Source organism: Planococcus maritimus (assembly GCF_001592825.1).
GTDB lineage: Bacteria > Bacillota > Bacilli > Bacillales_A > Planococcaceae > Planococcus > Planococcus maritimus_C.
Genome location: NZ_LTZG01000001.1, coordinates 1114585 through 1136302 on the forward strand (window position 1 = coordinate 1114585; position 21718 = coordinate 1136302).

The 21718-nt window shown below is 47.2% G+C and carries 22 protein-coding genes and 1 riboswitch; of the genes, 10 read left to right on the forward strand and 12 right to left on the reverse strand.

The window, feature by feature from the left end:
• Positions 1 to 49: 49 nt before the first annotated feature.
• The 5 genes from AY633_RS05445 to pepT all read left to right on the forward strand — a co-directional run bounded on the left by AY633_RS05445 (position 50) and on the right by pepT (position 5180).
• Entirely contained in the window at positions 50 to 1081 is a 1032-nt protein-coding gene (locus AY633_RS05445; protein WP_068487207.1) for a methionine ABC transporter ATP-binding protein, read from the forward strand.
• Positions 1071 to 1721: a methionine ABC transporter permease gene (locus tag AY633_RS05450; RefSeq protein WP_068464523.1), complete on the forward strand. Its 651-nt coding sequence runs from the start codon at positions 1071 to 1073 to the stop codon at positions 1719 to 1721. Before AY633_RS05445 ends, AY633_RS05450 begins: the two co-directional genes overlap by 11 nt.
• Before the next feature lie 66 nt (positions 1722 to 1787).
• The gene (locus AY633_RS05455) at positions 1788 to 2621 is read left to right on the forward strand and encodes a MetQ/NlpA family ABC transporter substrate-binding protein (RefSeq protein WP_068464526.1); all 834 of its coding nucleotides are present in this window, start codon (positions 1788 to 1790) and stop codon (positions 2619 to 2621) included.
• Between the two features lie 51 nt (positions 2622 to 2672).
• A complete protein-coding gene (locus AY633_RS05460) occupies positions 2673 to 3878 on the forward strand; it encodes a M20 family metallopeptidase (RefSeq protein WP_068487209.1) in 1206 nt (401 codons plus the stop codon).
• An 84-nt stretch (positions 3879 to 3962) separates the two neighbouring features.
• Positions 3963 to 5180: a peptidase T gene (pepT, locus tag AY633_RS05465; RefSeq protein ID WP_068487211.1), complete on the forward strand. Its 1218-nt coding sequence runs from the start codon at positions 3963 to 3965 to the stop codon at positions 5178 to 5180.
• A 395-nt stretch (positions 5181 to 5575) separates the two neighbouring features.
• Here pepT and lipA read toward each other — a convergent pair whose 3' ends face one another.
• The 3 genes from lipA to AY633_RS05480 form a co-directional block, all read right to left on the reverse strand.
• Complete coding sequence (lipA, locus tag AY633_RS05470; RefSeq protein WP_068464538.1) at positions 5576 to 6520, reverse strand: lipoyl synthase; 945 nt, start codon at positions 6518 to 6520, stop codon at positions 5576 to 5578.
• On the reverse strand, positions 6517 to 7356 hold the full coding sequence (locus AY633_RS05475) for a lipoate--protein ligase family protein (protein WP_171900932.1): 840 nt from the start codon (positions 7354 to 7356) through the stop codon (positions 6517 to 6519). The genes lipA and AY633_RS05475 overlap by 4 nt, the downstream gene beginning before the upstream one ends.
• 89 nt (positions 7357 to 7445) lie before the next feature.
• Positions 7446 to 7552: riboswitch (TPP riboswitch) on the reverse strand.
• A 152-nt stretch (positions 7553 to 7704) separates the two neighbouring features.
• Positions 7705 to 8724 (reverse strand): STAS domain-containing protein, encoded by a 1020-nt coding sequence (locus AY633_RS05480; protein ID WP_068487213.1) that lies wholly within the window; start codon positions 8722 to 8724, stop codon positions 7705 to 7707.
• Between the two features lie 135 nt (positions 8725 to 8859).
• On the opposite strand from AY633_RS05480, the gene AY633_RS05485 reads away from it, so the two are divergent.
• Together AY633_RS05485 and AY633_RS05490 are read left to right on the forward strand one after the other, a co-directional pair.
• Positions 8860 to 9090 (forward strand): hypothetical protein, encoded by a 231-nt coding sequence (locus tag AY633_RS05485; protein WP_068487215.1) that lies wholly within the window; start codon positions 8860 to 8862, stop codon positions 9088 to 9090.
• A gap of 61 nt (positions 9091 to 9151) precedes the next feature.
• Complete coding sequence (locus AY633_RS05490) at positions 9152 to 9574, forward strand: pyridoxamine 5'-phosphate oxidase family protein (protein WP_068464548.1); 423 nt, start codon at positions 9152 to 9154, stop codon at positions 9572 to 9574.
• A 32-nt stretch (positions 9575 to 9606) separates the two neighbouring features.
• Here AY633_RS05490 and AY633_RS05495 read toward each other — a convergent pair whose 3' ends face one another.
• Positions 9607 to 10041 (reverse strand): RrF2 family transcriptional regulator, encoded by a 435-nt coding sequence (locus AY633_RS05495; protein WP_068487218.1) that lies wholly within the window; start codon positions 10039 to 10041, stop codon positions 9607 to 9609.
• Between the two features lie 215 nt (positions 10042 to 10256).
• Between AY633_RS05495 and hmpA the strand changes: the two genes are divergently transcribed.
• Positions 10257 to 11438, forward strand: a complete 1182-nt coding sequence (gene hmpA / locus AY633_RS05500) for an NO-inducible flavohemoprotein (RefSeq protein WP_068487220.1) — start codon at positions 10257 to 10259, stop codon at positions 11436 to 11438.
• A gap of 98 nt (positions 11439 to 11536) precedes the next feature.
• Positions 11537 to 12217, forward strand: coding sequence for a ferric iron reductase (locus AY633_RS05505; protein ID WP_068487222.1), 681 nt, complete (start codon positions 11537 to 11539; stop codon positions 12215 to 12217).
• A gap of 33 nt (positions 12218 to 12250) precedes the next feature.
• Here the strand turns inward: AY633_RS05505 and AY633_RS05510 are convergent, their stop codons facing one another.
• The gene (locus AY633_RS05510; RefSeq protein WP_068464561.1) at positions 12251 to 13114 is read right to left on the reverse strand and encodes a VLRF1 family aeRF1-type release factor; all 864 of its coding nucleotides are present in this window, start codon (positions 13112 to 13114) and stop codon (positions 12251 to 12253) included.
• 162 nt (positions 13115 to 13276) lie between these two features.
• Here AY633_RS05510 and AY633_RS05515 point away from each other — a divergent pair, with 162 nt between their 5' ends.
• The gene (locus tag AY633_RS05515) at positions 13277 to 13588 is read left to right on the forward strand and encodes a DUF3243 domain-containing protein (RefSeq protein ID WP_068464564.1); all 312 of its coding nucleotides are present in this window, start codon (positions 13277 to 13279) and stop codon (positions 13586 to 13588) included.
• 38 nt (positions 13589 to 13626) lie between these two features.
• Here AY633_RS05515 and mdrP read toward each other — a convergent pair whose 3' ends face one another.
• The 7 genes from mdrP to glsA form a co-directional block, all read right to left on the reverse strand.
• The gene (gene mdrP, locus AY633_RS05520) at positions 13627 to 14901 is read right to left on the reverse strand and encodes a multidrug efflux MFS transporter MdrP (protein WP_068487224.1); all 1275 of its coding nucleotides are present in this window, start codon (positions 14899 to 14901) and stop codon (positions 13627 to 13629) included.
• Positions 14902 to 14928: 27 nt separating this feature from the next.
• Positions 14929 to 17058, reverse strand: coding sequence for an ATP-dependent helicase (locus AY633_RS05525; protein WP_068487226.1), 2130 nt, complete (start codon positions 17056 to 17058; stop codon positions 14929 to 14931).
• Between the two features lie 77 nt (positions 17059 to 17135).
• Positions 17136 to 17309, reverse strand: a complete 174-nt coding sequence (locus tag AY633_RS16585) for a hypothetical protein (protein ID WP_171900908.1) — start codon at positions 17307 to 17309, stop codon at positions 17136 to 17138.
• A 15-nt stretch (positions 17310 to 17324) separates the two neighbouring features.
• Positions 17325 to 17525, reverse strand: coding sequence for a YwbE family protein (locus AY633_RS05530; protein ID WP_068487228.1), 201 nt, complete (start codon positions 17523 to 17525; stop codon positions 17325 to 17327).
• 96 nt (positions 17526 to 17621) lie between these two features.
• Positions 17622 to 18338, reverse strand: a complete 717-nt coding sequence (locus tag AY633_RS05535; protein ID WP_068487230.1) for a general stress protein — start codon at positions 18336 to 18338, stop codon at positions 17622 to 17624.
• 124 nt (positions 18339 to 18462) lie between these two features.
• On the reverse strand, positions 18463 to 20511 hold the full coding sequence (locus AY633_RS05540; RefSeq protein WP_068487232.1) for a catalase: 2049 nt from the start codon (positions 20509 to 20511) through the stop codon (positions 18463 to 18465).
• A 157-nt stretch (positions 20512 to 20668) separates the two neighbouring features.
• Entirely contained in the window at positions 20669 to 21640 is a 972-nt protein-coding gene (gene glsA / locus AY633_RS05545) for a glutaminase A (protein ID WP_068487234.1), read from the reverse strand.
• Positions 21641 to 21718: the final 78 nt, after the last annotated feature.

The following is a 21718-nucleotide window of genomic DNA, read 5'->3' on the forward strand; positions in this document are numbered from 1 at the left end:
TTCGTTTGCACTCATTCGAATCGTTATTTGCAGCCACAGGAGGGACACCATGATTCAATTTGAAGCAGTCAAGAAAACTTATGTATCCGGTAAACAGCAAGTACATGCACTCAATGGCATCGACTTAACCGTTGAGACCGGAGAAATTTACGGCGTCATCGGATTCAGCGGCGCTGGCAAAAGCTCATTGATCCGTACCGTGAATTTGCTCGAACGGCCGTCAAAAGGCCGCGTACTTATCCACGGAAAAGATATTTCTACTTTTAGCGCTCGCACAATTCGCGATACGCGAAAAGACATCGGCATGATTTTCCAGCATTTTAACTTGCTGAATTCGAAAACTGTTCATCACAATGTCGCGATGCCGTTGCTCTTGGCCAAGACACCAAAAGCGGAAATCGATCGGAAAGTAGCGGAGCTTTTGGAATTTGTCGGACTCGCCGACCAGGCCAAAAAATACCCGGATCAATTATCCGGCGGTCAAAAGCAGCGCATCGGCATCGCTAGAGCCTTGGCGACCAACCCGTCCATTCTTCTATGCGACGAAGCAACGTCTGCTCTCGATCCGCAGACGACCCAGTCTATCCTGGATCTACTGCGCCGAATCAACAAAGAATACAATATCACCATCTTGCTCATCACCCATGAGATGGGCGTTATCCGTGAAATCTGTGACAAAGTGGCCGTCTTGGAAGAAGGACGCGTCATCGAGCAAGGCAGCGTGTTTGAAGTATTCACCAATCCACAGCACGCGACGACAAAGCGCTTTGTTCGTTCTGTCATGAATGACGAGCTGCCCGATTCGTTGCTTGAACAGATTCGCCAAAACGATGGCACCCGCCCCATTTACCGTGTGCAGTTTACCGGAAATTCAGTCGGCCAGCCGTTCATGTCTAGAGTATCGCGTGAGTTTCAGCTTGATTTGAATGTGTTGTTTGGCAATATTACAGAACTTCAGGGCATTCCATACGGCAATTTAATCGTTGAATTCGATGGCGCTCCTGCAGAAATCGACCGCGCCCTCGCTTCGATTCGAAAAGATAAGATCCAAGTAGAGGAGGTCCAACAATATGCAGGTTGATCAATCGCAAATTTTAGAAGCTTTGTGGGAAACGCTTTATATGACGGGTGCTTCCTTCGTATTCTCCCTTGTCATCGGCTTGCCGCTTGGCATCTTGCTGGTCGTTACACGAAAAGGCCATCTACTCGAAAATGAAGCCGTATTTAACGTATTGAACATTGTCATCAATATTTTCCGCTCGGTGCCATTCATCATCTTGATGGTTGCCATCATTCCGCTGACACGCATTATCGTCGGCACATCCATCGGTACAGCGGCAGCCATCGTCCCGTTAGTATTTTACGCCGGGCCATACATCGCCCGGCTGATCGAGAACTCATTGCTCGAAGTCGATAAAGGCGTCATCGAAGCTGCCCAAGCGATGGGTGCTTCTCCCGGACAAATCATTTTTCGCTTTCTCATTCCGGAAGCGCTCAGCTCACTTGTTTTGGCCTTGACCATCGCTATCGTCGGCTTGATCGGTGCATCTGCCATGGCAGGTGCCATCGGAGGCGGCGGGCTTGGCGACTTGGCCATCACTTACGGCTATCAGCGCTTCGACACAGTGGTCATGCTCTTAACTGTTGCCATTCTCGTCGTCTTGGTCCAAGGCGTTCAATCACTCGGCAACCTCATGTCCCGCAGAGTTCGACGCAGTTAATTTGATTCTCACCAAGCTCTACATCTATCAAACCAACTATCATAAAACCAATTGGAGGATTTCATCATGAAAAAAATAACAGCACTTTTAGCAACAGCCGGATTGGCAACACTTTTGACAGCCTGTGGAGACGACAGTTCAGCTGACGAAACGACGAAAGTCACACTCGGCATCAGTGGATCGGATACGACGATTTGGGATTATGTCGGGGATAAAGCGGCGAAAGAAGGAATTGAACTCGACATCATCACTTTTTCAGATTATGTAGCCCCAAACTTGGCACTTGCTGAAGGCGAACTCGACTTGAACGCATTCCAAACGATCTCGTATTTCGATGAATTTGTCGAAGAACACAACGTCGATATCGTGCCAATCGGCTCTACTGTCATTGCACCAATGGGCTTGTATTCGGACAAATACGAATCGATTGAAGAACTTCCTGATGGCGCTCAAATTGCTTTGCCGAATGAAGCGACCAATATGGGACGAGCATTGCTCTTACTCGACGAATCGGGGCTTATCACCTTATCAGACGATGCCGGATTGACAGGCACGGCAGAAGACATCATCGACAACCCGAAAAACATCGAAATCGTCCCGATGACTTCGGCACACACACCGCGTGCGATGGCTGATGTCGCAGCTTCCATCGTTAATAATGGCATTGCTGTGGACGCTGGACTGAACCCGACAGAAGATCCGATTGCGAGAGAAAGTGATACGGCAAAACCTTATATTAACTTGATTGCTGCGCAAGCTGGCGAAGAGGACAACGAAGCTTATCAGCGCATCGTTGAATTGTACCAAGAAGAAGATACCGCTGAATTTGTCATCGAACACACCGAAGGCGCTCAAATCCCAACGTTTGTTTCCGTTGAGGAATTAGTTGATTACCAATAAACACCAGACCAATTAAACTGTTCACACACGACATGTTGAGGAGGATATTACATGACGACCATTACCGAAGCGCGCGAAACGATTACCGGATCGATTGAAAAAAATCGCACCCACTACCTGCGCATCAGCCATGCCATCCATGAAAATCCAGAAATCGGCAATGAAGAAGTCTTCGCCAGCGGTCTGCTGACGAAGTTGCTTGAAGAAGCCGGATTTCAAGTCGAGACAGGAGTAGCCGGTCACCCTACCGCCTTTTATGCGGTCCGCGACAGCCAAAAACCAGGGCCTGCGATCGCTTTTCTCGCTGAGTACGATGCCTTGCCCGGCATTGGTCATGCGTGTGGGCACAATATTATCGGCACGACAAGCGTTGCAGCCGCCATTGCGCTCAGCAAAACTTTAGAAGTGTCGGGTGGTCGCGTTGTGGTTCTTGGCACGCCCGCTGAAGAAGGCGGACCGAATGGCAGCGCGAAAGGCAGTTTCGTCAAACACGGGCTGCTTGAACAGATCGATGCCGCCTTGATGCTTCACCCTTCCGGAAATTCGGCAGTTACCGGCCCTTCGCTTGCCGTCGATCCCTTGAGTTTTCATTTTTACGGCAAGCCTGCCCATGCTGCAGGATCTCCTGAAAAAGGCATTAATGCACTCGATGCTGTGCTTCAATTATTTAATGGCATCAATGCCCTTCGCCAGCAACTGCCGGATGATGCCCGGGTTCACGGCATCATCACGCACGGAGGCGATGCACCAAACATTATTCCCGAATACGCCTCCGCCCGTTTCTATATTCGCGGCGATTCCTGGAAAAAAACCGCTGAGACGGCGAAAAAAGTAAGAGCTATTGCCGAAGGTGCTGCCCTGGCGACAGGTGCACGCGTCGAAATCGAGCGTTTCCAAAATGAAGTGAAAGATCTTGTCGTGACGCCTGAACTCGATGAAATCCTGAAAGCGGAGCTTGAAACACTGGGCGACACCGTAGCCGACTCGCGCATTTCCGGTCTTGGTTCGACCGATGCCGGCAATATCAGCTATGAAGTGCCGACTGCCCATGGCTATATTAAAATCGGGCCGGAAAGCCTCGTTGCTCATACCGAGGAATTTCGAGAAGCCGCCCGCTCTGAAGCAGGCGATGAGGCTTTGATCAGAGGCGCCAAAGCATTGGCACAAACCGGTTACCGCCTACTGACTGAACACGCTTTATTGGCACAGGTCAAACAAGCCCATATCCGCTCACTTGTCGCCAAACAGCAATCTTAAAAACCAGCGCCTCGGCGCTGGTTTTTCTGTTTATTTCGAGTTTCGTGCTAAAATGGAGACATTACCTATATAGGAGGCTTTACCATGATTGAAAAGTTAATCGAACGCCTGATTCGCTACGCCAAAATCGACACGCAATCCGATTTTGAAAAGGATGCAACGCCCTCAACACCTGGACAATGGGATCTCCTTGCTGAACTGGAAAAAGAAATGAAAAGCGTCGGCTTAGAAGAAATTGAAGTTGATGAGCACGGCTATTTATTCGGCACCTTGCCGTCAACTACTACTGAACAGCGACCGGTCATCGGTTTTTTGGCACATGTCGATACTGCAACTGACTTTACCGGCAAAGGCGTTAATCCCCAACGCATTGAAAACTACGATGGCAAAGACATTCCGTTAAACAACAAAGTGACGATGAAAACGGCTGATTTCCCGGCCTTACAGAACTACATCGGCCATACCCTGATTACGACAGATGGTACAACACTACTCGGCGCTGACAACAAGGCGGGAGTTGCTGAAATCATGACAGCGATGGAATACTTGATTGCCCATCCTGAAATCGAACATGGCAAGATTCGCGTCGGCTTCACGCCGGATGAAGAAATTGGCCGCGGCCCGCACAAATTCGATGTCGCCCGGTTCGGTGCGGATTATGCATATACAATGGACGGAGGGCCGCTTGGCGAGCTTCAATATGAAAGCTTTAATGCAGCAAGCGCAAAACTGACTGTTCACGGAACGAGCGTCCATCCGGGTTCCGCTAAAGACAAAATGGTCAATGCCATCACGGTCGCAACGCGCTTCCAAGCAGAAATGCCTGCCAACGAAGTACCTGAGAAAACAGAAGGCTACGAAGGATTTATCCATTTGAACAATTTCAACGGTTCCGTCGAACAAGCGGTGCTTCAGTATATTGTGCGTGATTTTGATAAAGATAAATTCGAAGCGAAAAAACGCCACATGGAACAAGTAGCGGCTGAATTACAAGAAGAGTTTGGGAAAGAAGCAATCGAACTTGAGCTCGAAGATCAATATTACAATATGCGCGAGAAAATCGAGCCGGTCATGGAAATTGTCGACCAAGCAGAACAAGCGATGAAGACAGTAGGAATTTCACCTGACATCCTGCCAATTCGCGGCGGTACGGATGGCTCGCAATTATCCTATATGGGCTTGCCGACACCGAATATCTTTACGGGTGGCGAAAACTATCATGGCAAATTCGAGTTCATCTCTGCAGAGAACATGGAAAAAGCCACTCAAGTCATTGTGGAAGTCGCAAAAACTGCAAAATAATTGGCTTTCCCCTGAGCATTTCCCAGGAAATGTTCAATAAGACTCCATAAAAAAGCAGCGGCCTGTGCCGCTGCTTTTTTATGGAGTCGAGAAAGTTAAGAAGCCGTATTTTCCAAAGCTTATCGCTCGCTTTCCGTGGGCTCGCGCCCAAGCCTCCTCAGCCGCTTCGCGCCTTGCGGGGTCTCGGTCGTCTCGCTGATCCACTGGAGTCGAGCGAACGCTTCTCCAAATACTTAGAGAGGTTATTAAATGTTGGATATAGAAAAAGGTTCTCTCTTTCATAACTGAGAGCGAACTACGGACTTCTTCAACACTCTGAAAAAGCAGCGGCCTTGTGCCGCTGCTTTTGTGTGTGCAGAATGTATCTCTTTGTTCACCTAGTGCCATCGCTCTTCTCAGAACTCGATACGGTCAATTTTTGCGCCTGTCGATTCGACGCCTTTCATGTATTTGATGCGTTTTTGGACAGCGGTTTCGTTTACTTGTTCATCCGCATGGTAAGACGAGCGCACCATCGGACCGGCCTCGCAATGCTTGAAACCTTTCGCTAAGGCAATTTCCTTCAATTCCTGGAACTCGTCCGGATGGTAATAACGGACAACATCCAAATGCTTCAGCGTCGGCTGTAAATACTGGCCGATTGTCATGATGTCGACTTTGTGCGCCAGCAAATCATCCATTGCTTCGATAATCTCTTCTTTTGTTTCCCCGAGCCCTACCATGATGCTCGACTTCGTCGGGACATGCGGCGCGATTTCCTTGACCCGCAATAACAATTCCAGCGAACGGTCGTAAGTTGCTCTTGCACGGACCCGCTTTGTTAGGCGACGCACCGTTTCGATGTTGTGGTTAAAGATATCGGGTTCGCTGCTCATGAGCATGTGCAAGCTCTCGTAGTCACCTTTCATATCGGATGGTAAAATCTCAACTGTCGTTTCCGGCATTTTTCGGTGGATGGCACGGACTGTTTCTGCAAAGACTGCAGCCCCGCCATCTTTAAGGTCGTCCCGGGCAACTGCTGTAACCACCACGTGTTTCAAATTCATGATTTCCGTCGATTCCGCAACTCGCTCCGGCTCGCCCCAATCGAGCTCATTCGGAAGACCGGTCTTGACCGCGCAGAACCGGCATGCCCGCGTACAAGTGTCGCCCAAAATCATGAACGTCGCGGTACGGCGTTCGCTCCAGCATTCATGAATATTTGGACATTTCGCCTCCTCGCACACTGTGTTCAAGTTTTTCTCGCGCATCAATTTCTTCAAATCGTTATAGGTTTCGTTCGTATTTAATTTCACTTTCAACCATTCGGGTTTACGTTCACGCTGCTTTGTCTTTGTCATCGCATAAGTTCCCCTTTCTCTTCTCGTCTGTGGTTCCATTGCTCACTTACGTATTTGGCTTCGAGCACGCGTACTTCTTCCAGCAATTCAGCAGGCGGTTCGAATTTTTCCAAGCGTATGCCAAGTCCTTTTTCGAATCCACTCTTGAAAGCATTCTGGGCTTCTTCTAAACTTATCGGTTCCCCCATTAGCTCATTTATCGCCACGGCCCGTGTCCGGAATGCTCGACGCGCTTTTTCTTTCACTGCTTCGCTCGGGTAAACAAATAGTTCAAACAAGCGGTTTTCATCCAATTCGAGTGGAATCGAGCCATGCTGCAAAATAATGCCTTGCTTTCTTGTTTGCGCGCTGCCGGCCGCTTTGCGTCCCTCAACCGTCAATTCATGCCAAGACGGTTCTTCAAAGCAGACGGCAGAAGTTTGTGTCGAACGTTTTGTTTCTGCCGCGAGCTGGGCCTCGAGACCTAAATGACGATAGCCTTCGATCAACCCGCGTGAAATGACCAAATACGCTTCTTTTACTGATTTTGGCATGGAAGGATGCTGTTCTGGAATCACGACACTATAAGTGAGTTCCTGGTCATGAAGAACAGCTTTGCCGCCTGTCTGTCTCCTGACCAAAGGAACCCCCAATTGTGCAGCCCGTTCGAGATCAATACTGCCATTCAGTTTCTGGAAGAATCCCACTGAAATTCCGGCTGGTGCCCAAGCATAAAATCTAAGAATGGGTTTCATGCCAGTCTTGCGCTGCCAGTTCATCAAGGCTTCGTCCATTGCCATATTGTAAGACGGGGTACAAACTCCCGATTCCATATAGCTCCATGTTTCATCCAAAATATCTCAACTCCTCTCAGCTTATGCATGACTCCCGACCGCATAAAAAAACACCGCTTTCCCATGGGAAAAGCGGTGTATGCAGGCGTAAGGAAGCATACGTACCACTTCCCTACGCTGGCATGGTCCAGATCAGGTTCAAGGGGTCCAAGCATTCGCTCGTCTCAGCCAGTCAGTTCCGGCTCCCCCAGTGGTCAGCTATGTATAGTTCTCCTAGAGTTTACCATTCTCATGAAAGAATCACAATATACAAAATAGTTTTTTCTTTAGTAATTTGAGGATTTTATGGATTTGCTTTTATACAAAAAACAACTCTCCCATTTCCAATATTCAGGAGAAGGGAGAGTTGCTTTAGATAATGGTTTTACCACTTTGCGCCAGTGCAAAATGGATGCTGTGTTGAAGTGTACGGAAGCAGTCATATCCTGAAAGGTCGACACCCGCTTCGGTTATCGTCATGCTAGTATGCGGCGAAATACCCGCCAGTACGGTCTTGGTGCCAATGAGAGAAGCAGCAGAGCCTAACTTTTCGATTAGCATCGCTGTATGTTGGTTGAAGCTTTCATTCAGTCCTGTCAAATCAAGCAGCAAATAGCGGGCTTTGTATTTCGGGAGATTCTCAAGCGTTTTTACCAAGAGTTCTTCAGCACGCTCTTCATCATACCGGCCAAGAAGCGGAACGACGACAATGTCTTCTAGTACTGGAATGAGCGGTGAAGAGATTTCGCTGATCATATCGTGGAGGTCCGCAGTTTTCTCATCGACCAGCTGCTCCAGCTCGCGGATTTTATCGGATTCTTTGCGGCGTGCAAGTGAATGGATATTTTTTTCGATGGTTTCATCTGATGGAAAGTAACGGATCAAACACTCGTCATAGCCTTCAATCTGCGACTGGACCACTTCGTACCAAATATTGCGTCCCAACAGCGAGCTGAAAATACCCGCATAATGAGCCGGCAAAAAACTGCCGCCGGTCTTTTTGCCTTGTGCGAGGTTGATCTGATATTCCCAACTGTTTTTCAGCACCACTTCCAGTGTTCCTGCTGCTTCGTCTAATTTATGGATGGATGCCAACCCCCAACCAGCTGATGCGTATGTATTGGTAATGAGTTCAGATGCTTTCATCGCTGATATGCCGCCCATGTTATGGAAATACGCTCCCACTACTTGGCCTTGGCGAAATCCTGTCGACTCTAAAACGACAGCTGCCGCATCTTCGCCCGAAATTTCTTCGATGGAATCGAAGAACATTTTCATCGCCGTCGATGTCCAAAACAGCACGGAATTTTGCCCCTCGAACAGGAACCGCCCTTGTGTAAGATCCCATTCAAAATCCAAGCCGCCAACATTTATCTTCGTTTGCTGAGTCATTGTATAACCGAACCTCCTCATTTAGTCCTGTTCACCAATCATACGCCAGCCTGATATGACCAGCAAGTTCTAATGTTTTAAAGCACGCCGATTAAGGAATAGAAAGAGAAGAACGCTAAAGGAGAGGTGCTAACGATGGCAGAAGAAAAACGTTTCAACGAAAAGGAACGCAAATCAAGCGACGGAGCTCCAATGGACAATCCTGAGCAAATCAAGACAGACAAAGAAACCATGACCGAAATGCATGAAGAAGAAATGAATGTGGATTCTATCCCATTGGAAGACTTGAAACAGGACATGAAAAACGAAAAAAATCCACGCGAGACCAAAGACGATTCAGCCAGCGAGGAAAAACAGCCAGAATGATTTACCCTCACGGCTTTTAAAGACCGTATTTTGAAAGACTTACCTTAAAGGAGAGATAGAAATGGCACAAGAAGAACTAAAACAGCAAGCACTGAAAATCATGGAAGACAGCATGATCGGGACCCTGGCGACCATCAAAGAAAATAAGCCGCATTCCCGTTACATGACCTTCTTCAACGATGAGTTTACTTTATACACCGCGACCAGCAAGCAAACACAAAAAGTGGATGAGCTGGAACAAAACCCGAACGCCCATATCCTGCTTGGTTATGAAGGTGAAGGCATCGGCGATAGCTTCCTTGAAATCGAGGGACAGATGTCGTTGCGAGATGACCAAGAATTGATTGATAAAGTATGGAATGAACATTTAAACGGTTGGTTCGACGGTCCTGAAGACCCGAACTTAATTATTTTAGCGATCACGCCAACACGAGTCCGTTTGATGAACCGTAAAGGCAAAGATCCACAAACAATCGAACTGTAAATAAACCAAAAGCCTCCGATCACGGAGGCTTTTTACGTGCGCAGCAAATCGCGCAATCCTTCTTTATTGAACAGCAAATCTTGCAGGCTGTATTCATCCAATACGGCTAAATAAGCATTTAACGCTTTGCCAAGAACGCCACGAAGTCCACAAATTGGCGAAATCGGACACGTATTGGTCTCTGGGTTAAAGCATTCCACCAAGTGAAAATCTTCTTCCATCTGCCGGACGACTCCCCCGACATTAATATTCTCCGGGAGATCTGCGAGACGAATGCCGCCGCCTCTGCCTCTTACTGTTTCAATGAACCCCGCTTTGCCAAGTTCAAACGTCACTTTCATCAAATGATTCTTCGATATATGATAAGCATCGGAAATTTCCTGAATGGTAGTCAGTTTGCTTTCTTCTTTTGTTCCCAAATAAATGAGTACACGCAATGAATAATCCGTATACATCGTTAATTTCATCGGTCTCACCGTCCCTGTTTGTCTATTATACGCGCCGCTATAATTCCTGAAAAGAAAACGCGCCCACAGAATTCCAGCTTTTTTGGCTATTATTACGTGTGTGACTTTTCTGTGAAATGAAATGTGTCTAAATTTTAAAGATGTATTTTAAATATATCTTTAAATGAAATTTCGGTTTATAGTGTGGTTATAGAAAACAAAAGGAGAGATTGACCATGTTATCGGAACAAACTAGAACCATCGTCAAATCCACTGCCCCTGTATTAGCTGAACATGGAAAGACCATTACGACCGTGTTTTACCGCAATATGTTTGAAGCCCATCCGGAACTCTTGAACATTTTTAATCAAGCCAACCAAAAACAAGGCCGACAACAAACGGCGTTAGCCAATACTGTTTATGCAGCTGCTGTTCATATCGATAATCTTGAGGCCATCCTCCCTGCCGTGGTACAGATTGCGAACAAGCATGTTAGTCTTGGCGTTAAAGCAGAACATTATCCGATTGTTGGTGAATATTTGCTAAAAGCGATTCAAGAAGTGCTTGGCGATGCAGCTACAGATGAAATCATCAACGCTTGGGCGGAAGCGTACGGCGTAATTGCCGATGTTTTCATTAGCATCGAAAACGGCATGTACGAAAAGTCGGAAACACAAGAAAATGGCTGGAGTTTCTTCAAAGACTTCACGATCGCACGCAAAGTAAAAGAAAGTGACAATATCACTTCCTTCTATTTAAAACCAGCAGATGGACACAATGTGCCGAGCTATGAAGCTGGCCAATACATCACAGTTCGACTGGCGATTCCCGGAGAAGAATTCCTGTTTAACCGGCAATATAGTCTATCCCAAGCATCTCGTCCTGATGAGTTCCGCATTTCTGTCAAACGGGAAGCGGATAATGATCCGAACGGTCTAGTTTCCGTCTACTTGCACGAACAAGTGGAAGAAGGCGACACCGTTGAAGTGAGCGCACCTGCAGGCGAATTCGTGCTTGATGTAAAGCGCAACACGCCTGTCGCCTTCGTCAGTGGTGGCGTAGGGATCACACCGATGATGAGCATGTTCGAAACCGTTGCCACCCAAACACCTGAACGCCCGGTTTCGTTCTTACACGCAGCAAGAAACGAAACAGTGCACGCTTTCGATAAAGACATCCAGCAATACGTCGCAGCCATGGATAATGCTAAATATAAGACCCTGTATTCCGATGAACCACAGGGCTATATCACGCGTGAATTATTGGAAGACATGATCGATGTAAATGGTGAAGTCTACGTTTGCGGGCCAGTACCTTTCATGGAAAAAATGATCAGCGAACTGCGCGCCATCGGCATGACCGATGCGCAGATCCATTATGAATTCTTCGGTCCTGCTGTCGCGCTTCAAACGGTTTAACTTCGAAAAAGCGCTTCGCTCATCAGCGAAGCGTTTTTGATTTTGGCTTGGCAGTCTTGTGCTCTTCCGGTAGCATGGTGAGAAAAGGGGGAATCGTGATGCACTTGCCTATGGCCGCTAAGCACTCACTTCAAATGCAATCGGTCATCGTCGACCGCCTTCCTGCCCACTCCTTATCATCAACCCCTCAACTGTTGATAGAAGAGTTAAAGGAGTGGTGTGGCACGGAGAACAACGGAGTCGCGGTCTCCTATTTCTTTCGCCAATTCGCTTTGTTCGTAACGGCCCAATTCAACTTAATCCACCAGTACGGTGGCTATTTCAAAACAACTCCTGAAAACCTGCGCTTTGGGAAAGCATTCAATTACGGCTTGCCGCTCATTTCTTTTCATGTCGATGCCGCTGATTTTGTTGAAATACCGGCTGAACAACGGCATGAGGCTTTCCATTATGTATTGATCGGACAAACGGATGCGCTGCTCCAGCAATTGCGCCGCCACGCAAGAATCTCTTCTATTACATGCTGGGAAAATGTACTGGGTTCACTTGCCTGGCATTACGCTACACTTCAGAGGCAGCATCCACGCACTGCCGCTGAAGATATCGACTGGCTGATGGATGATCGCAGCTGGAAACCACTGCGCAAGTCGCAGTGGCAAACTTTCATCGGCACCATGCCGCTCGAACGGGCTGTTTCCGAACCGATGCGCAAAACCTGCTGTCTGTACAAAGAGTTAGAGTCGTTTGAAACCTGTACTTTCTGCCCTCATCCCCATTAAAAAAAGCTCTGGCATCATCGCCAGAGCTTTTTGTTATTTTTCAAATACTTCGTGCAAAATTTTATCTGCACTGTTGTTAATAAAGTTTTTATGGATGCAGCTGTTCGGCTTTTGATGGAGCACTTTAGCAAATGACTGAGCATGCTCAGCTTCTCCAATGATGTGGATTTCTTCCCAACGACGTTCTTTTTTCAGCTTCTCAATCTTCGAGCCCATGTCTTTGTAAAAACGGTCCAAATTTTCTTTCAAGCGGTGGTCTAGTTCGTCGGTCGGACTTCCTCCGCCGCTGCCACCGATAACCGGACTGTTTCCGCCAGCAGCCCCGCCGCCAGTCGATCCAGCGCCGCTGCGCCCTTGGATGCGCCCAGAGCTTCTGACGCCTTTTTGTTCTGTCCAGACTTCAAGGCCTGCGTCAAATTCATAATAAACCTCTTCATTCACAATGCCAACAGATGTATCGAGCACACGGATGCCTTTAAAGCTCGGCAAGATCACGCCCGCGTATGGGTAAGCTTTGTAAATATAGCGCAATTGGTCGAGCGCTGGTTTGCTTTCCCATTGGAAGTCGGTTTTGACAGAAATCTGCAGATGCTTAACCCAGAATAAATCATCTTGAGTGGATGCAAAAATAACGACACCCTTTTGGAGGTCGCCTTGATTGTCCGTTATTTCCTTTTCTACTTTCTTGCGTAATTCTTTGTAAGCTTTCAGTTCTTTTTCGTCTTTAGAGGCGGTCAAATACTCATCAATGCGCTTTAGTCCATTCTTCAACTGAATCTTCCAGGCCCCGTTTTGTGCTTCACGGTCAGCCGGGTTGGTATTGAGATATACACTCAACACACAGCGGTCTTCGCACTCGAATTGCTTCAGTTCTTGGATTTCGTCGTATAATGTCATTCACCCATCATCCTCCTTTAATCCGTACTTGTTACCTCAATACCCCAACCGCTCTCACTTAAACGGAAGCCGCTGTTTCTTTTTTTACTATTCAAACGTTTAGAAGCTTTTTACGGTGGTAAACACTGAGTAGCAACAAAAATGACGAGGAGTGAATTATTCATGGAAAACGTTGACAAAAAAGTAGAAGAGAAATTGAGCAATACAGATAACAAAAAGAAAGAGCAAATCCTAGCCGAGTTTTCAACTTTCATCGACTATTTGGGCAACAAAGTCGAGATGGGCGAAAAAATGGGCTTGAGCGAAGAGCGCTTGGCACAGTTGGCGACAAAAGTCGGCGATCATCTTTCTAAAAAAGAAGAACCGAAAAATAGCGAAGAGTATCTCTTGCAGCGCTTATGGCAAGTAGGCGACAAAGAAGAACAACACATGCTCGCACATATGCTAGTCAAATTGGCTAAAGACCAAAACTAATCACACAAAAAGCCTGAGCTTAACCGCTCAGGCTTTTTTTATGTGTTCGCAACCGTTCTTTTATCATATAAATGGAACATCCACAGGTAAACGAAACCGCTCAATACCGCAAAGCTGCCGAGAATGATAAATGTCCAACCAAACCCAAACCAGGCAGTCATCGGAATCGAAATCGGCGCGATCATCCGCCCGATGGTATAGCGCAGGCTGGCCGCCGCAAAATACTGGCCGCGCATGGACTCTGGCGCCAGTTTAGAAATAAAGCTTTGCTGAAGCCCGACTACCATCAATTCGGCAAATGTGAAAACTGCCATCGCTACGAAGAAAATCCAGAACCAGGAAGTCATCGGGAAAATCGCCATCGACAAGCCGAATAATAAAGCAGAAAAGAAAAACACCCATTTTTCCGGAAACTTAGTCATCCAACGCGTGATAACCACTGTTAAAAGAGCAACAATCAAGCCGTTTTCTGCCAGTAAAATACCAAAAGACGTTTCCCCGGTCACGGACCATTCACGTCCTAAAAAATCGAGGATTGTTTGGCGATTGATCGTTTCCTTCAAATAAACTGGAATAACGAGATCCAATTGCATGAAAGTCTGCGCCCCCAAAACACCAGCGACCACAAACAGCAAAAAGACACGGTCTTTTAAAATGATGCCGTAATCTTTCACTTGGCTCAGCAGCGCGCCTCGCCAGCCAGTTGCATTGCCTTCTTTCCACTTCCCGAGGACTTCAGCCGATAAAGTTTCCTCTGTGTAAAAGCGTAATAACAACCCGAGCAGCACCGAAATGATGGCGACGGTTAAAAGCAGTTCAAACCGGTAAGAGAAAAACAATACTGCACCAAACAAAGGCCCGATAACAACCGCAATATTCAATGTCGTATAAAAAACCGCGAACACATCGCTCCGGTATTTTTCGGGAATGACATCGGCAATCATTGCCTGGCTCGCTGGCCAGTAAAGCGAGCCGCACATGCCAGCCAGTGTAAATGCCACAAAACTGAGCTCTGGTGAAGTGAGCCATGGTGAGTTGGCTACCGCGAATAGCAAGAACGCGAACCCTTGCGCTACGGCCGCCGAGACGAGCATTCGCTTGCGCCCGAATCGGTCAGCAAAATAGCCGCCAAATAAATTGGCAGCCACAGAAAAGATTTGGGAGACGATCAGCAATAGGCCCGCCATCCCTTTCCCGAATTCTTCCGCAAAATAAATCGCTAAGAACGGGAACACCATCCAAAAACTTGTATTCATGAAAAATTCGCCCACTAGCCGAACTTTCAGGCTGCGGTTCCAATCCTTGATCTTCATCTATATTGCCTCACTTTTCTACCCTTCTTATATCAGTTCCAGCAATTGATATTGCAGGCAAATTTCCAATAGAAATTCTTTATGGGCTTTAGCGAACTGGATGCCAACTTTTTCTTCATCCAAATCCGTGATCTGCCCGTTTCCAAAGACACGGTGACGAATGTTTGCGCCTACCTGCAGTTCATCAATAGAACGGACCGCATCTGGATTGTCTGGCACAGCAATTTTCGTTTTCGGGGAACTTGGCGCGGAAGCTTTCGTTGCTTCCGTCTGCTTTGTTTTGGGCAAGGCAATGCGCCGGACTTCTTCTACAAAACGCGATTCCTGGTCATAGCTGAGCAATTCCAGATGGCGTTTCGCGCGTGTCATGCCGACATAGAACAAACGCCTAGCTTCTTCCAGTAAAGCAGGATCATCTGCATCTTCCTCTGTCGGGACGATTCCTTCGACCAAATCGATCAAATAGACCCGGTCGAACTCCAAGCCTTTGGAGCTGTGCATCGTAGACAAAGTCAACATATCATCCGTTTTTTCAGTCTTCGCCTGCCTTGTCACTTCTTCTAGCTGTTTCAAGCGTTTCGCGAAATCCGTCATTGTCGGAAGAGGCTCGGCAATTTGCTCGAGCGTGCTGAGGATCTGTTGTAAATAATCGAGTTTCATACCAAATTTCTCTGCGCGGCTTTTGAGCATTTGATCATAGCCTATATCGCGACGTATGGCTTTGATTACGTTCAATGGCGGCATGTCTTTCAGTGCGTCCACCGTTTTGCGCTGTTCTGCGATAATCCGTAACTGGTAATCTTTCATCGTGACAGCCAATGTGATTTCCTCAAAAGCATGTTGCTTGCTCGGTTGCATCCGACCGAGCTGCTTGAGCTGTGCGGCCGACCAGTAAGCATTGGTTTTTGAAGCGACTTTAGCGTATAAATCGATCCGCTCCGGACGCAAACTGAAGCGCATAAAGTTCAAGATGTCCTGGACAATCCAATGGCTGAAAAAGCGGTTGTCCGCATCTTTCATATAAAACGGGATACCCAGCCGGTCCAGTTCATCCATCAATAAGGTCGACGAGGAGTTATTGCGGTATAAAATCGCCACATTGCCATAATCCTCTAAATCCCCCAACTCTTTCAAGAGATATTTTAGCTGCGCTTCCTGTGAGGCAAGGCGGCGGATAACGATCGGTCCACCTTCTGGCCTGTCAGTGAACATATTTTTATCGTGGCGCAATTTATTCGTTTTGATAAATCGATTCGCCGTACTGACGATCGTACCGGATGAACGGTAATTGCGCTCCATTTTCATGATATAGGCGTCCGGGTACACTTGCCGGAATTTGAGAAGATAGCTCGGTTCAGCTGCACGCCACGTATAAATGGACTGGTCATCATCCGCCACGACACACAAATTGCGGTGCTTCTCAACCAATTTTTCAACGAGGGCATGCTGAACCATTGAGGTGTCCTGGCTTTCGTCGGTCATCACATAATCCCAGCGCTGCTGGTATTTCAACAGCAGTTTTCGGTCGGTGCTCAAGGCTTCGAATGCGATCGTCAGCATATCATCGAAATCTACGAGCCTCGGTTCGTGGTTTTCTTTGAAATCTTCGTAAATCGACAAAATATCGATGGCGCCAGGAAAAGGTTCATCAAGTGTTTTCCATTTTCTCTTTTGCACCATTTTGTTTTTCACGAAACTGATAAATGAGACCAATTCCTCGAGTAGATCATCGGTAATCGGCTCATCGTTTTCACGCGCATATATCTCTCTCAAAAGGCGTTTCTTATTAAGGCGATTGGAATCACTTCCTTCGATCATCACATAATCGTCCGCTGACAAATATTCTCTAGTAATTTGGAAGGCCAAACTGTGGATCGTAGAAAAATCCACCGGAGCTAGACCAGGAAAGAACCGGGCATAGCGTTCGAGCATATCGGTCGCTGATGCTCTACTAAAGGTAATTGCTTTGATGCGTTTTGGTTGGATGGATTTTTCTTCGATTAAATAACCAATGCGCATAATCATAGTGGTTGTTTTGCCAGAACCCGGACAGGCAAGAAGCAATAACGGCCCTTCTGTTTTGGTAACGGCTTTTTTTTGTATTTTATTCAGCTCGACACCGAGCTCTTGTTTTTTTCGTTCAAAAAAATCGCTCATGATAGACTCCTTTTTTACGTTAGCAATCTCTTTCATAATAGCACAAAAGCAGGCCCTTTTAAGCGGCCTGCTTTTGTTCAAATAAAATTGCGTTCTTGCGGTTTGGCGGGGTCGCCTGTTGGGCGTTTGTCTTTTCTCGTTGCCAAATCCTCGTGGATACGCTCTTTTTCATCCTGTTCTTTGCTCGTGCGATTGGCCCCGATTCTTCTCGGGTCAGATGATTGCAGGTCGTCTTGCTTGTGCTGATCCATGCAAATCCCGTCCTTTCACTTGCTGCTAAGAATTTCGCAGACACGGCCAACTTGCCCGTCTTCAAGGCGCACTTTAATGCCATGAGGATGCGTCGCTGAGTTCGTCAGCAAATCCTTGACAACACCTTGCGTTTTTTTGCCTGTCCGTTGGTCTTTTTTCAAGATCACGTTCACTTCGAGTCCTGGTTTTACATCGCTTCTTTTCTTTCCGTCCATCTTCATCCCTCCAAGCTTGTTTCCATTATAATCGAATTGTGATGCGCAGACAAAAAAGCGGAGGATCTCCCCTCCGCTTTTGACGCTTGATGCTTATCATTTGTCGCGGTCTGTACGGTCTTTGCGATCAAACTCGTCTTCTTTGACTGTACGATTGTGCCCTGTCACGTCATCCGTGAAATCCGTTGTTGCACGATGATCTGTCGCGTTTGCATCATCAGCCGGACGCTCTTCGTTTTCAAGCCCGAAACCAGTGCCGCTGTCGCCATCGACGCCGGCCGTTTCAGAGCCCAAGGAATCACGCTCTGTATTGAATGCGACGGTGTTTTCCTCATTCGTATCGACTGTTAGACCGTCGCGTGCTACAGCTGAGTTATCGACCTTGATACCACTTGTCGTGCTATCGACAGCTTGTGAACTGACAGCACTGCTGGCGTTGCTATAACTGTTGTCATCTGACGCTGCATCTCCTTCATAGTTCGCACCAAATTCATGGTCGACGAATAGCAGGATTTTGCCGCTTTGGACGTCATTATAATAACGATCCGCTTCTGATTGGTCTACACCCATATTGGAGAAGGCTTCGCGCGTTGGTTCGTTGCCGGATAGGAAGCCCATGAATTTATCCATCCAATTGCCTTCAGACGATTTATAATCCACATCTGTACGCCCACGAACCATAGAAATTTGATCTTCGTTGCGCGCCATGACATACATGTCTTCCTCACGTGAGCCTTGCGCTTTCATGTCTTCGATCTTTTTCAGTACTTCCGTTTCTGTGTCGAATGTAGCCATGAATTTATCGTTAGCCATATCAAATTCCTCCATTTCCCAAGAGGTCTTTTCATTTCGAAATGTCGAAATTCCCCCTCGGGTGTATTATCAAAGCTTTTCAGTTTGGAACATCGCGAAACTTTGCTTTCCCATCAATTTATGATTAAACTTCACGATTCCAATGACGGTGTGCCGCAATGGCCTCAACAAAATCGTCTGCAAAAGCTGTCATGGAATCTCCTGTGATGACCCCTGGCTCTCCGGTGTAACCATTGGCATCCAACCATTTCTTGCCTTCATGCGTAGCGCCAATCGGCTTGAAGTGATTAAAGGCTTCCGTAACGTAATAGGCAGCATTGCGCGCAAATTTTTTGCTGATTTCCGGGCCACCGACAGCATAAATAGCATCGAATAACACTGGATCTGCCGTTGTGAAGGTATGGTCGATCATGAGTTGCTTGCCATTTCCTACTTCGAGTTTTCCTTGTTTTTCACTGATGATTTCGTATTGCAGCCCTTTTGATTCCAATTGGTCCAATACTTCCACAACTTCCTTGGAATTGAAATCAGGCGATACGATAACGCCTACTTTACGTGTTTTGGCTGTTTTGATGGTATTTTCCTGGCTTAACGCCGGCGACTTTTTACTTGTATCCGTGTTGCCGGTTTGAGGCGCTTTGACACCGATATTCCCTGCTATTTCCTGGGCAAGTTTTAAGTTGACGTTGGCGTACATGTCCACGACTTGCTGGCGGATGTCGATGCTGTCGCATTTACCTAGCTCGAAGCTGAATGCTGCGATAATGTGCTGTTGCTCTGCGTCGCTCATGCTGTTCCAGAACATAGTTGCTTGTGAGAAGTGGTCTTTAAAGCTGTCGCTGCGCTTACGCACTTTGCGCCCTTCCACTTTCTCCTGGTAATGAACATACCCGCCGTCTTCTTCGCTGACAGGTGCTGGTGTATGGTTAGTGAACGAACTCTTCTGGTACGCAACTTTCCCTTTATTGATCGTCTGGCGGCCGTATCCATCGCGCTGGTTGTTATGGAACGGACAAGCGGGACGGTTAATCGGAAGCTCATGGAAATTTGGCCCGCCAAGGCGAATCAATTGCGTATCGGTATAGGAGAACAAGCGCCCTTGGAGCAATGGATCGTTTGAGAAATCGATTCCCGGCACTACATGTCCTGGGTGGAATGCCACTTGCTCTGTTTCCGCAAACACGTTATCGACGTTGCGGTTCAAGGTCATCTTGCCGACGATGTGGATTGGAATTTCTTCCTGCGGCCACATTTTCGTTGCATCCAACAGATCGAAATCAAATTTATGCTCATCTTCTTCTGCAACAATCTGGACGCCTAGTTCATATTCTGGATAGTCTCCGTTTTCGATCGATTCATGCAGATCGGCGCGATGGAAATCCGGGTTTTTTCCGTTTATCTTCTGCGCTTCGTCCCATACGAGGGAATGAACGCCGAGCGTTGATTTCCAAGTGAATTTCACAAAATGGGATTTCCCTTCCGCATTTACGAAACGGAAGGCATGGACGCCGAATCCATCCATTGTGCGCAAGCTTCTCGGAATGGCGCGATCAGACATCGTCCACATGACCATATGTGCCGATTCCTGGTTATTGGCGACAAAGTCCCAAAACGTATCGTGTGCCGTCGCTGCTTGAGGAATTTCATTATGTGGTTCTGGTTTGATGGCATGCACCAAATCCGGGAACTTGATGGCGTCCTGGATGAAAAATACCGGGATATTATTTCCGACTAGGTCATAATTTCCTTCCTCGGTATAGAATTTAGTTGAAAACCCGCGCGCATCACGGACGGTCTCTGCTGAACCCCGTGATCCCGCAACTGTAGAAAAGCGCACGAAGACTGGCGTTTTCTTGCCTTTTTCCGAAAGAAATTTCGCTTTCGTCAAATGTTCTAGTGATTCATACGCTTCGAATTCACCATGCGCCGCAAATCCACGGGCATGGACTACACGCTCTGGAATGCGCTCATGGTCGAAATGGGTCATTTTTTCACGGAAATGAAAGTCTTCCATCAAGGTCGGCCCGCGTTCACCCGCTTTTAAGGAAAATTCATCTTCCGATAATTTCAATCCTTGATTCGTCGTCAAATCCTTGCCGCTATCGTCTGAACGAAACTGTTCCAATTGTTCGTTCTTGCTGTTTTCATCGATTTTTTTTGGATCTTTTGCCATTTTCCCACTCCTCGTTTCTTTATGTATTGCCTTAGTCTTTCTCTACCCCCCTCCCCGTGACTAAAAACTATAAAATGGAAAAAACTTTAAACCTGCGAAAAAAGGCCCTGCAATGAAAAATCTCATTGCAAGGCCTTGTCCAATTTTATTCTGTTCATTAAAAAATGCTTAAATCCCATTCTTTCGAAATTTGCCGCAGCATCATCGTTCCGGCAGCACTATTGCCTTGCACGTCGATTGCTGGCCCGTAAACGCCAATGCCTGCCCCTGCGCGGAATTCATAAGTTTGCGAGTGCAGCTTTGGCGGAACAGCGGCCATGATGCCGCCTGAGACGCCACTTTTTGCCGGAATTCCGACATGTGCCGCAAAATTGCCGGATGAATTGTACATGCCGCAAGTAACCATCAATACTTTCGTTACTTGCGCAATTTCTTCGGAGAAATGTTTGACTTTGGTGATTGGGTTATAGCCGTCGTAAGCGAGGATCAAGCCAAGCAGCGCCAGGTCCTTCACTGAAATCTTGATTGCGCATTGGCTAATGTAGATATCGAGCGCTTCTTCTACTTCAAGCTCGAGGAAGTTCGCTTCTTTCAAGTAATACGCGAGCGCCCGGTTGCGGTGTGATGTCGCCCATTCCGAATCGTAAACTTCCTTGTCGATTTCAATGGGATGGCCGAGCAGTTCTTCCAAGAACCCTTTCAAGAACTCAAATTTCTTTTGCCCGTTTCGCCCAGGGAGCAGCGAGGAAATTGTGATGGCTCCTGCGTTGATAAACGGATTGAATGGCTTGTTTGGCCGATGGATTTCAAATGGCACGATGGAGTTGAATGCTTCGCCTGTAGGCTCGACATCCACCCGCTCCAAGACGAAGTCCAATCCATAATGGCAGCTGAGTGCTACGAATGTCAGCGCCTTGGATATACTTTGCAGAGTGAATTCCTTATCCGTATCTCCTGCACAATAATAATGGCCATCTTCGTCGATCATGCAAATCCCCAGTTTGCCTGGGTCTACTTTGCCCAAAGCTGGTATGTACTGGGCTGTGGTACCCAGAACGGCATGCCCTTTGTTTTCATTCACCCAAGCTTCAAGCTGTTCGGTGATACGCGGATTGTTTTGCACCGTCATCCCTCCTTCAATTCGTTTTTATTTATCATGACCGAAGCAGGACATGGTTGTCAAAGCATGCGGAAAAATTCTTGCCGA

Bases quoted from the DNA above. Each gene is read 5' to 3' on its own strand.
- AY633_RS05445 (WP_068487207.1), top strand. From the start codon at position 50: ATGATTCAATTTGAAGCAGTCAAGAAAACTTATGTATCCGGTAAACAG.
- AY633_RS05450 (WP_068464523.1), top strand. From the start codon at position 1,071: ATGCAGGTTGATCAATCGCAAATTTTAGAAGCTTTGTGGGAAACGCTT.
- AY633_RS05455 (WP_068464526.1), top strand. From the start codon at position 1,788: ATGAAAAAAATAACAGCACTTTTAGCAACAGCCGGATTGGCAACACTT.
- AY633_RS05460 (WP_068487209.1), top strand. From the start codon at position 2,673: ATGACGACCATTACCGAAGCGCGCGAAACGATTACCGGATCGATTGAA.
- pepT (WP_068487211.1), top strand. From the start codon at position 3,963: ATGATTGAAAAGTTAATCGAACGCCTGATTCGCTACGCCAAAATCGAC.
- lipA (WP_068464538.1), bottom strand. From the start codon at position 6,520: ATGACAAAGACAAAGCAGCGTGAACGTAAACCCGAATGGTTGAAAGTG.
- AY633_RS05480 (WP_068487213.1), bottom strand. From the start codon at position 8,724: ATGACTCAGCAAACGAAGATAAATGTTGGCGGCTTGGATTTTGAATGG.
- AY633_RS05485 (WP_068487215.1), top strand. From the start codon at position 8,860: ATGGCAGAAGAAAAACGTTTCAACGAAAAGGAACGCAAATCAAGCGAC.
- AY633_RS05490 (WP_068464548.1), top strand. From the start codon at position 9,152: ATGGCACAAGAAGAACTAAAACAGCAAGCACTGAAAATCATGGAAGAC.
- AY633_RS05495 (WP_068487218.1), bottom strand. From the start codon at position 10,041: ATGAAATTAACGATGTATACGGATTATTCATTGCGTGTACTCATTTAT.
- hmpA (WP_068487220.1), top strand. From the start codon at position 10,257: ATGTTATCGGAACAAACTAGAACCATCGTCAAATCCACTGCCCCTGTA.
- AY633_RS05505 (WP_068487222.1), top strand. From the start codon at position 11,537: ATGCACTTGCCTATGGCCGCTAAGCACTCACTTCAAATGCAATCGGTC.
- AY633_RS05510 (WP_068464561.1), bottom strand. From the start codon at position 13,114: ATGACATTATACGACGAAATCCAAGAACTGAAGCAATTCGAGTGCGAA.
- AY633_RS05515 (WP_068464564.1), top strand. From the start codon at position 13,277: ATGGAAAACGTTGACAAAAAAGTAGAAGAGAAATTGAGCAATACAGAT.
- mdrP (WP_068487224.1), bottom strand. From the start codon at position 14,901: ATGAAGATCAAGGATTGGAACCGCAGCCTGAAAGTTCGGCTAGTGGGC.
- AY633_RS05525 (WP_068487226.1), bottom strand. From the start codon at position 17,058: ATGAGCGATTTTTTTGAACGAAAAAAACAAGAGCTCGGTGTCGAGCTG.
- AY633_RS16585 (WP_171900908.1), bottom strand. From the start codon at position 17,309: ATGGATCAGCACAAGCAAGACGACCTGCAATCATCTGACCCGAGAAGA.
- AY633_RS05530 (WP_068487228.1), bottom strand. From the start codon at position 17,525: ATGGACGGAAAGAAAAGAAGCGATGTAAAACCAGGACTCGAAGTGAAC.
- AY633_RS05535 (WP_068487230.1), bottom strand. From the start codon at position 18,338: ATGGCTAACGATAAATTCATGGCTACATTCGACACAGAAACGGAAGTA.
- AY633_RS05540 (WP_068487232.1), bottom strand. From the start codon at position 20,511: ATGGCAAAAGATCCAAAAAAAATCGATGAAAACAGCAAGAACGAACAA.
- glsA (WP_068487234.1), bottom strand. From the start codon at position 21,640: ATGACGGTGCAAAACAATCCGCGTATCACCGAACAGCTTGAAGCTTGG.